Below are 12,618 nucleotides of genomic sequence, written 5' to 3'. Positions count from 1 at the left end.
AAGAGGTATCTTTTAGTTTTCGGTGTTCAGTTCTGGGAAGGATTTTACCAGATCGTCCAGAGCTTTCATTTGTTGCAGGAACGGTTCCACTTTGGAAAGTGGCAGTGCTGACGGTCCGTCGCAGAGAGCTTTATCCGGGTTTGGATGGCTTTCGATGAAAAGACCTGCAAGGCCCACGGCAAGACCCGCGCGGGACAATTCGGCCACCTGACCGCGGCGGCCACCAGAAGCAGCACCAAATGGATCGCGGCACTGCAAGGCGTGGGTCGCATCCAAAATCACCGGGCTGCCTTTGGAAACTTTCTTCATGATGTTAAAGCCCAGAGTATCCACCACCAGATTGTCATAACCAAAGTTAGTACCACGGTCGCACAGAATGATTTTGTCATTTCCGCACTCTGCAAACTTGTCGACGATGTTACCCATTTGGCCGGGGCTCAGGAACTGGGGTTTTTTCACGTTGATCACCGCACCGGTGCGAGCCATTGCTTCAACCAGGTCTGTCTGGCGTGCCAGAAAGGCTGGAAGCTGGATTACGTCGACAACTTCAGCAACGGGTTTTGCCTGATGGATTTCGTGAACGTCGGTGATGACTTTCACGCCGAAAGTTTTTTTTAGTTCAGCAAAAATCTTCAAACCCTCTTCCATACCCGGTCCGCGGTAAGAGTGGATAGAGGAACGGTTGGCTTTATCAAAAGAGGATTTAAAGACATACGGAATTTTCAGTTTGTCGGTGATTTTCACGAAGTGTTCACACACCTGCATGGCCATGTCACGGGACTCAAGGACATTCAGTCCGGCAAACAAAACAAAAGGTTTGTTGTTGGCGACTTCGATATTTCCGATTTTGACGACTTTATTTTGCATGGGTAATACCATAGCACCCTTTAATGGCTTTTGACATCCAATATTCTTGCTTTGCCAGAGCCTGCAGAAAGACACGAAGCCCGACCTTGTTAGGGTATGAACCGGCACTGACAATGTCTTATGGAAACCTTTCAAATCGAAGCCGACCTTAAATCCCTGATAAATCAGCGTCACTATCCGTGCGTGGCCGCGATTCAAGCCCTGCATCACCAGGACTACAGTTTTGATGTCTATGAAGACTTCGGGACCGGGGAATCCCGGCACCGTCTGGCGCTGAATCTGATTCGTTTTAAGCACGAACAACGACGCAGCCAGGTGCCTTACCTAAGTTACTTTGCCATTTATTCCCAGGACCGGGCCAATACCGAGGAAGAGTTTGAACGGAAGATGTGGCGTGAGCTGTCTGCTCTTTGGGAGGATGAAAAAATCGCTGGCAGCTGGGATCCTCAGTTCAGCGACGATCCGGAAGATCAGAATTTTTGTTTCAGTCTGGATGGGAGCGCTTACTTTGTCGTGGGACTGCATCCGGCAGCCAGCCGCACGTCCCGAAGGCTTCCTTACAATGCTCTGGTGTTTAATCTGTACAGTCAATTCACCGAGCTGATGAAAAAAGGCACTTATGATTCCATGGTGAAGGTCAACCGGGACCGGGATCTGCGCTTTCAGGGCTCTGTAAATCCCATGGCCCAAACTTATAATGAATCCTGGGAAAGTATTCAGTTTTCGGGCCGGAACAATCCGCCGGAATGGAAGTGTCCGTTCACGAAGGGCCTGGGAATTTTACGGAGCAAGTTGTGGAAGTAAGCACGCTTTCTCCGTTTTGCCGCATTCCTGCCCGGAAGGGGGCAGGGTTTACGTTGCGTCGCGGGCAGAAGCTTCGGGTGGTCAGTCCGGAGGACATGCAGGTCGCGGATCTGTTTTGTTATTCGATTTCTGATGTAACGGAAACTTTGTCCAGCGGCCGGTCGATTGACTATAACGACACGATCTATCTGACTCAAGGACATGATCTTTACTCCAATCGCAGCAATGTGATGCTGTCGGTTTTAGAGGACAGTTGTGGACGGCATGATTTTTTGATGACTCCGTGCAGTTTGCGGATGTTTCAGATCATCGCGGGAAATTCAGATCATCACCCCAGCTGTCATGAAAATCTGGTGCAGGCATTTCAAGACCTGGGTATTGCTGAAGACACCGTGGGCACCACGTTCAATCTTTTTATGAATGTCGAAGTGAATTCCCAGGGCTTGATTTCCATTCAGCCACCCAAGGCGCGGGCCGGGGATTATATTTTACTGCAGGCGCAGATGGACCTGCATGTGGGGCTGACTGCGTGTTCTCATCCGGAAACGAATCACTTTCATTGCAAGCCCATTCACTATCGAATCGAGTGATTGTCTTTTCCCACTGGACTGGACGGTGCAATCGGGGCTTATTGGCAAAACATGTCCTTATGACTTTTCAAATTCCTTGTGATGGTTTGTCCTTTTTAAAAGGAGAACTTTATGGCGGGAAGTATCTGGAAAGGCTCTATCAGTTTTGGACTTTTGAATATTCCAGTGAGCCTGCAAAGTGCTCAAAGTGAAAAAGAGGTCCACTTTTCGATGCTGGATAAAAAGGACCTGGCGCGCATTCGCTATCTGAAGGTCAACGCCAAAACCGGCAAGGAAGTTCCCAGTGACCGTATCGTCAAGGGTTATGAATACCAGTCGGGTCGATACGTTATCATGACCGAAGGTGAACTGAAAAAAGCCAACGTCAAAGCCACCCAAACTATCGATATCGAAGATTTTGTTCTGCTGGATGAAGTTGATCCGATGTTCTTCGAGCGGCCCTATTATCTGGTGCCTCAAAAGGGGGCGGAAAAAGGGTATTATTTGCTGCGCGATGCTTTGCAGGGCACGCACAAAGTGGCCATCGGAAAATTGGTCATCCGGATCAAACAGCATCTGGCTTTGATCATGCCACGAGGCCCCTACCTGATGCTGGAGATTCTGCGTTTTTCCCACGAGGTGAAAAGCGAAAAGCAGGTTCATTTTCTGGCGGCTTCGGCCAAGAAGCCCACTTACAGTTCAAAGGAACTGAAAATGGCCGAAGAACTGGTGGAAGGCATGACCAGCGAGTGGAAGCCTGAACAATACAAAGACACTTATTATCAGGATGTGATGAAAACCATCCAGCGCAAAGTTAAAGGGGGCCAGGGGCACAGAGTCAGCGAGCCGAAAGAGGAAAAAATCGCCACCACCGATAATGTTATCGATTTGATGCCGTTGTTGCAAAAAAGTCTGATGGCCAAAAAGAAAACCGCCCGTCGCAAAGTGCGGGCAAGGGCTTAGGGTATGCCGTTAAAGGACTATCATCAGAAAAGGGACTTTAAGAAAACCCGCGAACCGAAAGGGCAAACGCGTTCGAAAACAAAAAAGCAGAGCAAAGATCAGTTGATGTTTGTCGTGCAGGAACATCATGCCTCACATTTGCACTATGATTTTCGGCTGGAATGGCAGGGGGTATTGAAAAGCTGGGCTGTGCCAAAAGGTCCCAGCCTGGATCCTCATCTGAAACGCCTTGCTGTCGAAGTGGAAGATCATCCCCTGGAATACGGAAATTTTGAAGGCGTGATTCCCGAAAAACAATACGGGGCGGGTCAGGTGTATATCTGGGATACCGGTGTTTGGATACCGAAAGGCAGTGCGGCGGCAGGCTTCAAGAAAGGCCATCTTGAGTTCGAACTGAAAGGCAAAAGACTGAAAGGCACCTGGGATTTGATTCGCACGCGACTGCAGGGACGGCAAACTCAGTGGCTTTTGGTCAAGCGTGAGGACGCTTATGCAAAAGCAGGCTATGAAGCTCCGCTGATTGGGGCGAAAACCACGTCCCGGCGTATTCATTCCAAAGAAGCCTTTCACTTTGTGAAGCCCATGCTGGCGCTGCTGGTGGATGAACCCCCACACAGCAAAGAATGGATCCACGAAGTCAAATGGGACGGCTATCGCATTCAGGCCCACGTTCATGGCACCAGCGCGAAGCTTTACACCCGCGCCGGGCATGACTGGTCCGGAAAAATGACCTCTGTCGCGCATGATGTGAGCGGATTGAATGTTCAGTCCGCAGTGCTGGACGGCGAGGTCGTGGTCCTGGACAGTAAGGGTCTGAGTCATTTCCAAAAGCTGCAAAATTACTTTGAATCCGATCCGGATCAAAAGCTGACTTACATCGTTTTTGATTTACTGATGCTTAACGGAGAGGATCTGCGCGATCGTCCGCTGAAAGAGCGGCGTAAGAAGCTTAAGGAAATATTAAAAGGAAAACGCCGAGGCCGTCTGCGGCTCAGCCAGGAAATCAAGCTTAGCAAAGGTTCGTGGGGGAAATTGCAAAAGCAGGGGCTGGAAGGGGTGATTTCCAAGAAGACCGACAGTCTTTATATTTCAGGACGAAAAGGCGAATGGGTGAAGAGCAAGTTTTTAAACCGGCAGGAATTCGTCATTGGCGGGTATGTCCCGGGTAAAGGCAGTCGCAGCGATTTTGGGGCGTTGCTGTTGGGGGTCTATGAAAAAGGCCGTCTGCGCTTCGTCGGCAAAGTGGGGACTGGTTTCAATCAGAAAAACATCAGCTCTTTAAAGCGCCAATTGGACAAAATCAAAGTTGCAAAAAAACCTTTTACGGCCGGTGATCCGCCCCAAAAAGACGCCATCTGGGTAAAGCCGCAGTTGCTGGCAGAGGTGCGCTTTGCCAATTGGACCCACGGCATGCATTTGCGGGCTCCGGTATTTGTAGAGCTTCGCGAAGACAAGCCTGCGCCGGACGTCACATCCGATGCGCTCATGCTGACCAGCCCGGATAAAGTTTTATACGGAGCCGAGGGAATCACCAAACTTGAAGTGGCTGAATACTACATCGCCATCGCAGAGCGCATGCGGCCTTATCTGGAAAACCGGCTGCTGGCCCTGGTGCGCTGTCCGGAAGGATCTGCGGGGAAATGTTTTTTTCAAAAGCATTTGAATGCGAAGGCGGAGGCTATTGCGATCTTTGAAAAAGATGATGCCTTGTACGTAAAGGATGTGCGCGGACTTTTGGAGCTGGTGCAGATGGGTGGTTATGAGATTCATGGCCGGAACAGTCGATCGGAAGCCCCGGCGAAACCGGATCAGTTCGTTCTGGATCTGGATCCGGGGTCGGGAGTGCCTTGGGAGGAAGTTGTTGCCGCAGCTTTGCTATTTAAAAAAGATCTGGAAGCTCTGGGGCTTCGCAGCTTTGTGAAGCTTAGCGGGGGCAAGGGGCTGCATATTCACGTGCCGTTTAAGCCGGGACCTTCCTGGGATGAGGTGAAGCGTTTTACCCATGCTCTGGCCCAAGCCTGGGAGGATCGTTATCCGGATCGTTTCGTCAGTAAAATGTCCAAGAAGATTCGTCACGGGAAAATATTTATTGATTATCTTAGAAACTCAAAAGGGTCGACCAGTGTTCTGCCTTATTCACTGCGGGCGAGGGATAAAAGTTCAGTAGCGTTGCCGGTGGCGTGGAATCATTTGAAAAAATATGAAAGCGGGGATGCGGTCAGCCTGAAGAAGGCTTTGCAGATTCTGAAGAGCGGTCAAGACCCGTGGGCGAATTACTTCGCCCGGGCCCCGGTCTTGCCAATTAAGAAAACTAGAAGTGCTTCTTAACTGTGTCGCAAACGTACTGAAGCTCTTCCTGAGTGATGTAAGCATAACAAGGAAGATTCAACACCGCTTGAGAGATATGGTGAGCATTGCCGTTGTCGATTTTGCCAGCCAAGTGACCTGCAGAACCGGATTGAAGGCTCATCGCGCCTGGGTAAATAGTACCGTAACCAACGTTGGCTTTCTTCAATGAATCAATCAATGAAGCGCGCAAAGAAGGTTCGATCATCGCAACCGCACAGTAACCGTTTTCTTTTACTTTCGAAGTCGCACGCACTGGTTTCAGTGGAAGTCCTTTCAAGGACTCTTCATAGAATTTCACTGCGTTCATGCGGCTTTGAATGCGCGCATCGATGTGTTTCAAGGACATATTCAGGAACAAAGACTCATAAGCTCCGATACGGGAATTCCAGCCGATCATACCGTGAGAATAGTGATCTGTTCTGCCGTGGTTGATCAAAGTGCGGCAGTTTTTAGCGTATTCATCACTGGTCGTGAAGATTGCACCCGCATCGCCGGAGGCACCCAGAACTTTTGCCGGGTAGAAGCTTGTAGTTGAAATCAAAGCCGTGCCCAGGATGGACTGACCGTCGATTTCAGTGCCGAAGCACTGTGCGCCGTCCTCGATCAGAAGAACGCCTGCTTCTTTGGCGAATTTGCGGATTTCCAAAGTGTCAGCAGAAGCCCAACCGTAAAGGTGAACCATCACGGCTGCTTTTGGTTTGAATTGTTCTACAGCTTGTTTGAAAGTGGCAAGATCCCAGTGGCATGTTTCACGGTTCACGTCCACAGTCACAGGGTTTGCGCCGACGTTGACAACGGCTTCAAAAGTAGCCCAGAAAGTCATGTCAGGAACAAGGACCTTGTCGTTCTTGTTAACGCCCACAGCGCGCAAGGCGATTTGGATAGCGTCAGTACCATTGGCACAACCGATAGCGTGTTTGGATTTTGTGTAAGCTGCAAGGTTGGCTTCCATTTCGCCAACAATAGGACCGCCCACGAATTGCGTTTTATCGAAAAGATTTGCAACGCCATTCAGGAACTCATCACGGAAACCAGGTTCAAAACGATTCAGGGTGATAAATGGAACTTGTTGAATGCTCATAGTTTTCTCTCTGGGAAAATGTTAACTGGATTAGAGAATTATCCAATAAGTCCTGGCAACTTGCAACCCGCGGGACCGTTTACGGACCGCGCGGTTTTAAGAAAAAGCGAAGGAAACTGTATCTTTACGGACTCGGTGGTGCTTTCTCGCAACACACGCCGACCTTGCCAGCTTAAAATGCAGCCTATTCCCAAGGCAGGCTCACAAAGGGGGTAAGGTGTCTTTCATTTGTTGATCACCCATTGAAAAGACCTCGATCATTTTTTCGCTGAAGGCAGAGATGTCTTCAGGCTTACGGCTGGTCACCAAGCCCTGATCCACCATGACTTGGGTGTCAAACCAGTCGCCGCCGGCATTGATCAGGTCGGTGCGCAGACTGGGCCAGGAGGTGATTTTTCGGCCGGAAACAATTCCGGTTTCGATCAACAGCTGAGGTCCGTGGCAGATAGCGGCAATGGGCTTGTGCGAGTCGACGAAGGCCTGCACAAACTTGACAGCCTTTTTATCCATCCTCAGTTTGTCGGGATTAATAACACCGCCGGGAATCATCAAAGCGTCGAATTCTGACGGATCGACTTCATCCAGGGATTTATCAACAGCCAGGAAATCACCCCATTCACCTTTCTTCCAGGCTTTGATGTGACCTGGTTTTAGTGACACAAGCACTGTCTGTGCCCCTGCCTTATCCAGATAATTGCGGGGTTCAACCAGTTCGGATTCTTCAAATCCGTCAGTGGCGATGATGGCAATTTTTTTACCGGAAAGTGATTGTGTCATGGCGTGCTCCCTAGTGGGTGGTTTTCTTACGGCTGGATTTCTTTTTTTTGGCGGCTCCGCCGGTTTCTTTGTTCACCGTGGCCCAGGCAATGCGTTCGGCTTTTTTGCTGGAGGCGCCTTTTTTCTTGTAGCCCTCTTCAATATGCTGAGCCATGCGTTTTTGTTTGCTGGAATAACTTTCTTTGCTTCCGCGGGGCATGGAATGCTCCTTTTAAAAAAAAGGAAAGGGAGGCCGTCATGGCCTCCCTTCACATGTTAGTGATTAGGTGCGTTTGTAGAAGTGGTGGAGGAAGAGGATTTCTTCGTTCCGGTTGTTCCCGCAGCGCCCAATGAACTGGATGAACGCTCGCCACTTTGGGAAGACGAACTATCGCGCTCAGTGGATGAAGACTCGCGGCTGACGCGGATGTTGTTGGTGACATCTTTCACGCCATAGCAGCCTTCTGCGCAGTCTTCCGCCTGATGTTTCATGCGGCGGTCGGGGACTGTGCCGGTCAATGTGACTTCGCCTTCTTTCACTTCAACGTCAATACCCTCCGCATCGATGTTGTTGTCACGAGTCAGCATTTCACACACATCTTCCTTGATGCGTTCATCAGATCGTTTGTAAGATTTTGGGCCGCGGCCGAAGAACTGGGAACGTCCTTCAGAGCGTTCAGACCCGCGCTCTGAACCGCGTTCAGACGAACGTTCACGATCCGTATCGAACGAGGAGCTGGAACGGTATTGGTCGGAACCCTGACGTGTCAGGTCGCTGGTGCCGTAAAGCCCGCGGCGGGAATCAAAACGGCCGGCTTCATAGCCGGAGCCGCGTTCGGATCTGTTGGAACGATCCCAGGAGCGTTCGTTGCGATCATCGGAACGGCCATACGACTGTTCGCTGGAAGAACCATAGCGATCCTGACGACCGCTGGCGTTGGATTCATAAGAAGACCCCGAGCGGTTGCCGTCGATGGAACGGCTGCCACGGGACAATTCACGGGACCCTTGAGTACGACCATAATCCTGATTGGAGTAATTAAAGTCGCGACGATAATCAGAAGCATCACGATAATCTGATGATGGACGATATTCCTCATCACGATAGCCGGAACGTTCATCCATTTCATCACGCTCATACCAGTCTCTGCGCTCGGAAGCTTCGCGACGGTATGGACGCTGTTCGTCTCTGCGGAAATTGCTTTCTGAAGATGAAGATCTGTCGCCGCGCATGTTGCGGGGGTCACGTTGGTCATGTCTCATATCTTACTCCTTTGTTGTTGGAGCGTTGATAGTGAGTCGATCCCCCGGTGATGACCACCTTCCTTTATGTAATGTTTTATAAAACAAATTTGTCATGAAAACAGAAAGGCCTTCGTTATGAAGACCTTTCTTGTGATGTTGAAATTATTGAACTCAGTCCCAGCTTCTTCCATCCGGCATCAGATTCTGTGAATCGATGTCGCGAAGCTGACGATCCCGCATGTTTCGATCCAGTTGTTCCTGACGACGGATCATCTCATCCTGACGTCGGTCCCAGTCTTGATCCAGAGTGTTCTGGGACGTGCGGGGATTGGGTTGCGGACGTCTGTCCTGAGGCCCGGTTGGAATGGGGCGTGACTGATACTGGGTTTCGGAAGTTCGGGACTGTGCCTGGGCGTAAACCGATGGCAGCAGCAGGGACAGGATAACGAGAGCTGCGAGTTTCATAGAGTGCCTCCTGATGATGAGTTGTAGTGTTCAGTGTCTTCTTTTTAAAAGGTATGCAGCCAGTGCACCCACACCTGCGACGCTCACCGCTCCCAGAATAATCTGGTAAGGGTGTTTCACTGCGTATTTGCGACCGCTTTCCAAAATTTCACCGGCCTGCTGATAAAGGCTGTTGAAATTCACCGGTGAAGAATTGGTCACAGTTGGTTTGTGTGTTGGCGAAGTGGGTTTTCTTTGCTTGGGGCTGCCATAACGCGTGGAATTGTGTCCTGCATGTTGATGAGCTGCCATAAAGGCCTCCTTGTTCGGTTTTCTTTATTGTCGCGCGGGGCGGGCGGGCAGAGTACAGAACATCGCAGTTTCTGTCAGAGACCATGCAGGACCAGGGACCTTGGTGGGTCCCCGGATACCTACTTTCGTTTGAAGTGCAGATCGTTGTGAATGTCTTTCACTCCTGAGCAGCGGGAAACCTGCTCTTCCACGAATCTTTTCATCTTGCGGTCCGCAACTATGCCGCGCAAAGTGACTTCCCCTTGAGTGACGATGACCTCTACGTCGGCGACGTCAATGTCCACTTCCAGCGCCAGGGTGTGTTCCACTTCATCACTGATGTTGCTGTCACTAAGTTCCATGTCCTTGCTGGAGGTGGAGCCAAAGCGGGCATCATCGAAGGCTGGTCGGAAACTTTGGGTGCAGCCGGTGGTGCCCCGGCGCTGCCGGTTGATATCAGGTCTGCTGGATTGCAGTTCTTTCTGTGAATCCAGGTCATGATAGCAGTGAACGCTGGCATCATGGGCGGGGCGTTTATCTTTCCGCTGAGGTGTCGCGTGGTTTTGCTTTTTCATATTCAGTCCTTTCATCAGGCATGGCGATGGTGTCTGCCTTATCCTGTGGTTTTTTCATGACGGCTTGTTTTAATCCGGAGATGGCCGGTCCGTTGATCACTTCGCCGGTGCAGGCAAAACGCGATCCATGGCAGGGGCAATCCCAGGTTTTTTCAGCAGCATTCCAGTGCACGATGCCGCCCAGATGCGGGCAGACGGCATTCAGTGTGACTGTTTCGTTTTGTTCACTGGTATAGACGGCAAAAGTTTTTGCCCCCTGATGCACCAGCTGTCCTTCACCCGGGTGGGCCGAAACATTTTTTAATTCATCCCGTAACATAATGCGGTCACGGTATTGGGTCAGGGCGTTCATGTTGGCAGAAATGACTTTTCCCAGATTCTTCACTCTAAAGCGTGAAGGTGAATAGATGTGAGTCCACTCATTGGGTTGTTGCTGGATCAAATCGCGAATGACCATGGCCCCGACCGCAGCATGAGTCAGTCCATGACCTGAATCACCACTGACAATATAGGTGTTGCGATTGCCGGGGTTTCGCCCGATATGGGCCAGGCCGTCTACAGGTTCGATGATCTGTCCGGACCATTGATACGCAATCGGTCCTGATATGCCCAGATTGAACAGCGCCCAGTCATGCAAAGTTTCAAATTTGCTTTCGGGGTGATCTTCCTGACCCACGCGGTGATCTTCACCGCCGATGAGCATCAGATCTTTTCCTTCAGCGTGATTTTCAATTTTTCGCACATAGTGATACGGATGTGACGTGTCCCACATCAGAATGTCGGGAAAGGCGTCATGAGGCACTTCAATTCCGATAATATAGCTGCGATAGGCCGCTTCCATGGTGTGAATCATCACGCGGTCATTCACCGGCACGTTCGAGCAGACGACGACGTGTTTGGCATACACATAATGACCATTGTCGGTTTTTACCGAAGGCAGGGCGCCGTCCTTGAAATCCACCGCGGGGGACTTGCTGTGGATTTTTCCGCCCATTCCCACGATGGCCTTCAGCAGTCCGTTGATGAATTTCTGACTGTGAATGCGCGCTTGTCTTGGAAAGCGCAGCGCCGGACCAAACTCGGCAAAATGCGGGGGGGAGGCCAGCAGTTCAACATCCTTGAATCCCAGTTTCGCTGCAGCCTGGGCTTCTTCTTTCAGAAAGTCCTTGTTGGTTTCGGGACTGAGGTAAAGATATCCATCCAGGCGACGGAAGTCGCAGTCGATGTTTTCCTCGGCCACAATTTTTTCAATAAGATCAATGGCATCACTGTGGCTGGCAATGGCTTTTTTTGCATTGTCTTCGCCCAGATTGTCGAGCAGTCGTGCCAGGCCCTCGTCCAGAACATTTGACAAATGCGCACTGGTGCGGCTGGTTTCATTGTGTCCCAGTGTGTCCCGTTCAAGCACCGTTACCTGAAAACCATTTTTCAACAGAACATAGGTGTTTAAAAGCCCGGCAATGCCGGCTCCGACCACGCAAATGTCCGTTGAGGCGTCTTCGTGAAGTGGCGGAAACTCGGGAACATGAGTATCCTGCCAGAAAGAGGCGTTATTCTGTTGATGTGGCTGCATGGGAAAACTCCTTTCTCCAGGCATAAATCGAATGTGCACCTAAAAAAACAATCAAAGTCGAATAGTAAACCCAGGCCAGCAAAACAACGATGGACCCGGCAGCTCCGTATGACGAGGTGATCGGGCTGCCGCCAAGATACAAACCCACCAATTCCTTCCCGATCACAAAAAGCAGGGCGGTGATGATGCCTGCGTGAAATGCATCCCGCAGGGCCAGGCGCGGGACGGGCAGAAAGTGAAAAATGCCGGTAAAAAGCAAAACGTAAAGCAATAACGAAAAAATGATATTTATGACGAAGGCCCCTTCGCCGTTGTCCAGCAGGCCGACCCGGATGACAGTGTTCAGAGCTGTTGAAACAATCAGCGAAACCATCATCGCGAATATGAACCCAAAGGCGAGACCAATCTGTAACAGGCGGCTTTTCACATAGGCGATGGAAGCATGCAGGATGCTCAGGTCTTCTTCTTCCACTTTGTGTCCCAGAATTTCGGTCAGGGCCGCGCGCATCTCGCCGAAAATAAGTCCCGCCGACAGAACCAGAGTGCAGGCCCCCAGAATTCCGGCAAGCGACATCAGGTCCACGCGGTCGTTGGCATTTTTAACCACGGCTTGCACGGCTTCTGCGGCTGTCGGGCCGACCAGAGATGAAACCTCGCTCATGAACGTCTGCTGCAGTTCCAGTCCCAGGTTGGCCACCACCGCCAGCGAGATCATCACCAGCGGTGCCAAGGAAAAGCAGGTATAAAAAGCCACCGAGGCTGCCCAGGTCATGGTGTGGCAGTCACTGAATCTGTCTGCGAATGTGAATACGAAATTCTTCACTTTCGTCATGCAACCTCACCCCTCGATTATCGGACCCTTAAGGGGTGGGAGGAAGGTAAAAGTCTTTGCAAATATACACACAAAATTATCCCTCGGTAGGGGGAGGTGTGCCTGGATCTTTTGAAGGGTTTTCCCGAGGCATGCCTGGATCAATTTCGGGCACGACTTTGGGACGTGGCGGTTCTTTCACAGGTGACGGGCGCGGTTGTGTGGAAGGTGGATCTTGCGGGATGGGAATTTCATTGGGTCGGGGTGGTGTCATGCAGGCCTCCTGTCTT

General features: G+C 50.8%; 14 protein-coding genes. 4 read left to right on the top strand and 10 right to left on the bottom strand.

What is annotated here, in order from left to right:
- Window positions 1-12 precede the first annotated feature (12 nt).
- Window positions 13-867 carry a 3-deoxy-8-phosphooctulonate synthase gene (kdsA, locus tag AC04MQ_RS16475; protein ID WP_015091335.1) on the bottom strand — a complete coding sequence of 285 codons (855 nt, stop codon included), beginning with the start codon at window positions 865-867 and terminating at the stop codon, window positions 13-15.
- Window positions 868-987: 120 nt separating this feature from the next.
- Here kdsA and gntA point away from each other — a divergent pair, with 120 nt between their 5' ends.
- From gntA to ligD, 4 genes are all read left to right on the top strand, one after another.
- Window positions 988-1,671: a guanitoxin biosynthesis heme-dependent pre-guanitoxin N-hydroxylase GntA gene (gene gntA, locus AC04MQ_RS16470; RefSeq protein WP_015091334.1), complete on the top strand. Its 684-nt coding sequence runs from the start codon at window positions 988-990 to the stop codon at window positions 1,669-1,671.
- Complete coding sequence (locus AC04MQ_RS16465; RefSeq protein WP_419144686.1) at window positions 1,662-2,261, top strand: DUF1989 domain-containing protein; 600 nt, start codon at window positions 1,662-1,664, stop codon at window positions 2,259-2,261. Before gntA ends, AC04MQ_RS16465 begins: the two co-directional genes overlap by 10 nt.
- 111 nt (window positions 2,262-2,372) lie before the next feature.
- The gene (gene ku, locus AC04MQ_RS16460; protein WP_015091332.1) at window positions 2,373-3,203 is read left to right on the top strand and encodes a non-homologous end joining protein Ku; all 831 of its coding nucleotides are present in this window, start codon (window positions 2,373-2,375) and stop codon (window positions 3,201-3,203) included.
- A gap of 3 nt (window positions 3,204-3,206) precedes the next feature.
- Window positions 3,207-5,531, top strand: coding sequence for a DNA ligase D (gene ligD / locus AC04MQ_RS16455; protein ID WP_015091331.1), 2,325 nt, complete (start codon window positions 3,207-3,209; stop codon window positions 5,529-5,531).
- Here ligD and AC04MQ_RS16450 read toward each other — a convergent pair.
- The 9 genes from AC04MQ_RS16450 to AC04MQ_RS16410 form a co-directional block, all read right to left on the bottom strand.
- Window positions 5,515-6,633 (bottom strand): DegT/DnrJ/EryC1/StrS family aminotransferase, encoded by a 1,119-nt coding sequence (locus AC04MQ_RS16450; RefSeq protein WP_015091330.1) that lies wholly within the window; start codon window positions 6,631-6,633, stop codon window positions 5,515-5,517. The genes ligD and AC04MQ_RS16450 overlap by 17 nt on opposite strands.
- A gap of 201 nt (window positions 6,634-6,834) precedes the next feature.
- Entirely contained in the window at window positions 6,835-7,410 is a 576-nt protein-coding gene (locus AC04MQ_RS16445) for a type 1 glutamine amidotransferase domain-containing protein (RefSeq protein WP_015091329.1), read from the bottom strand.
- 10 nt (window positions 7,411-7,420) lie between these two features.
- Window positions 7,421-7,609 (bottom strand): hypothetical protein, encoded by a 189-nt coding sequence (locus AC04MQ_RS16440; protein WP_015091328.1) that lies wholly within the window; start codon window positions 7,607-7,609, stop codon window positions 7,421-7,423.
- A 56-nt stretch (window positions 7,610-7,665) separates the two neighbouring features.
- Complete coding sequence (locus tag AC04MQ_RS16435; protein ID WP_475392607.1) at window positions 7,666-8,652, bottom strand: BON domain-containing protein; 987 nt, start codon at window positions 8,650-8,652, stop codon at window positions 7,666-7,668.
- A gap of 153 nt (window positions 8,653-8,805) precedes the next feature.
- The gene (locus AC04MQ_RS16430) at window positions 8,806-9,099 is read right to left on the bottom strand and encodes a hypothetical protein (protein WP_015091326.1); all 294 of its coding nucleotides are present in this window, start codon (window positions 9,097-9,099) and stop codon (window positions 8,806-8,808) included.
- A 30-nt stretch (window positions 9,100-9,129) separates the two neighbouring features.
- Entirely contained in the window at window positions 9,130-9,390 is a 261-nt protein-coding gene (locus AC04MQ_RS16425; protein ID WP_041577703.1) for a hypothetical protein, read from the bottom strand.
- Window positions 9,391-9,509: 119 nt separating this feature from the next.
- Window positions 9,510-9,944 carry a BON domain-containing protein gene (locus tag AC04MQ_RS16420; RefSeq protein ID WP_015091324.1) on the bottom strand — a complete coding sequence of 145 codons (435 nt, stop codon included), beginning with the start codon at window positions 9,942-9,944 and terminating at the stop codon, window positions 9,510-9,512.
- Complete coding sequence (locus AC04MQ_RS16415) at window positions 9,904-11,517, bottom strand: FAD-dependent oxidoreductase (RefSeq protein ID WP_041577701.1); 1,614 nt, start codon at window positions 11,515-11,517, stop codon at window positions 9,904-9,906. Before AC04MQ_RS16415 ends, AC04MQ_RS16420 begins: the two co-directional genes overlap by 41 nt.
- Window positions 11,495-12,349 carry a YihY/virulence factor BrkB family protein gene (locus AC04MQ_RS16410; RefSeq protein WP_475392606.1) on the bottom strand — a complete coding sequence of 285 codons (855 nt, stop codon included), beginning with the start codon at window positions 12,347-12,349 and terminating at the stop codon, window positions 11,495-11,497. The genes AC04MQ_RS16415 and AC04MQ_RS16410 overlap by 23 nt, the downstream gene beginning before the upstream one ends.
- Window positions 12,350-12,618 lie beyond the last annotated feature (269 nt).

This window comes from Bdellovibrio sp. MYbb2 (assembly GCF_056175685.1).
Note: the sequence above shows the minus strand (reverse complement) of the source record. Positions and strands in the feature narration are given on the sequence as shown.

Coding starts and splice junctions, on each gene's coding strand:
- kdsA (WP_015091335.1), bottom strand. CDS start 867: ATGCAAAATAAAGTCGTCAAAATCGGAAATATCGAAGTCGCCAACAAC.
- gntA (WP_015091334.1), top strand. CDS start 988: ATGGAAACCTTTCAAATCGAAGCCGACCTTAAATCCCTGATAAATCAG.
- ku (WP_015091332.1), top strand. CDS start 2,373: ATGGCGGGAAGTATCTGGAAAGGCTCTATCAGTTTTGGACTTTTGAAT.
- ligD (WP_015091331.1), top strand. CDS start 3,207: ATGCCGTTAAAGGACTATCATCAGAAAAGGGACTTTAAGAAAACCCGC.
- AC04MQ_RS16450 (WP_015091330.1), bottom strand. CDS start 6,633: ATGAGCATTCAACAAGTTCCATTTATCACCCTGAATCGTTTTGAACCT.
- AC04MQ_RS16445 (WP_015091329.1), bottom strand. CDS start 7,410: ATGACACAATCACTTTCCGGTAAAAAAATTGCCATCATCGCCACTGAC.
- AC04MQ_RS16440 (WP_015091328.1), bottom strand. CDS start 7,609: ATGCCCCGCGGAAGCAAAGAAAGTTATTCCAGCAAACAAAAACGCATG.
- AC04MQ_RS16435 (WP_475392607.1), bottom strand. CDS start 8,652: ATGAGACATGACCAACGTGACCCCCGCAACATGCGCGGCGACAGATCT.
- AC04MQ_RS16430 (WP_015091326.1), bottom strand. CDS start 9,099: ATGAAACTCGCAGCTCTCGTTATCCTGTCCCTGCTGCTGCCATCGGTT.
- AC04MQ_RS16425 (WP_041577703.1), bottom strand. CDS start 9,390: ATGGCAGCTCATCAACATGCAGGACACAATTCCACGCGTTATGGCAGC.
- AC04MQ_RS16420 (WP_015091324.1), bottom strand. CDS start 9,944: ATGAAAAAGCAAAACCACGCGACACCTCAGCGGAAAGATAAACGCCCC.
- AC04MQ_RS16415 (WP_041577701.1), bottom strand. CDS start 11,517: ATGCAGCCACATCAACAGAATAACGCCTCTTTCTGGCAGGATACTCAT.
- AC04MQ_RS16410 (WP_475392606.1), bottom strand. CDS start 12,349: ATGACGAAAGTGAAGAATTTCGTATTCACATTCGCAGACAGATTCAGT.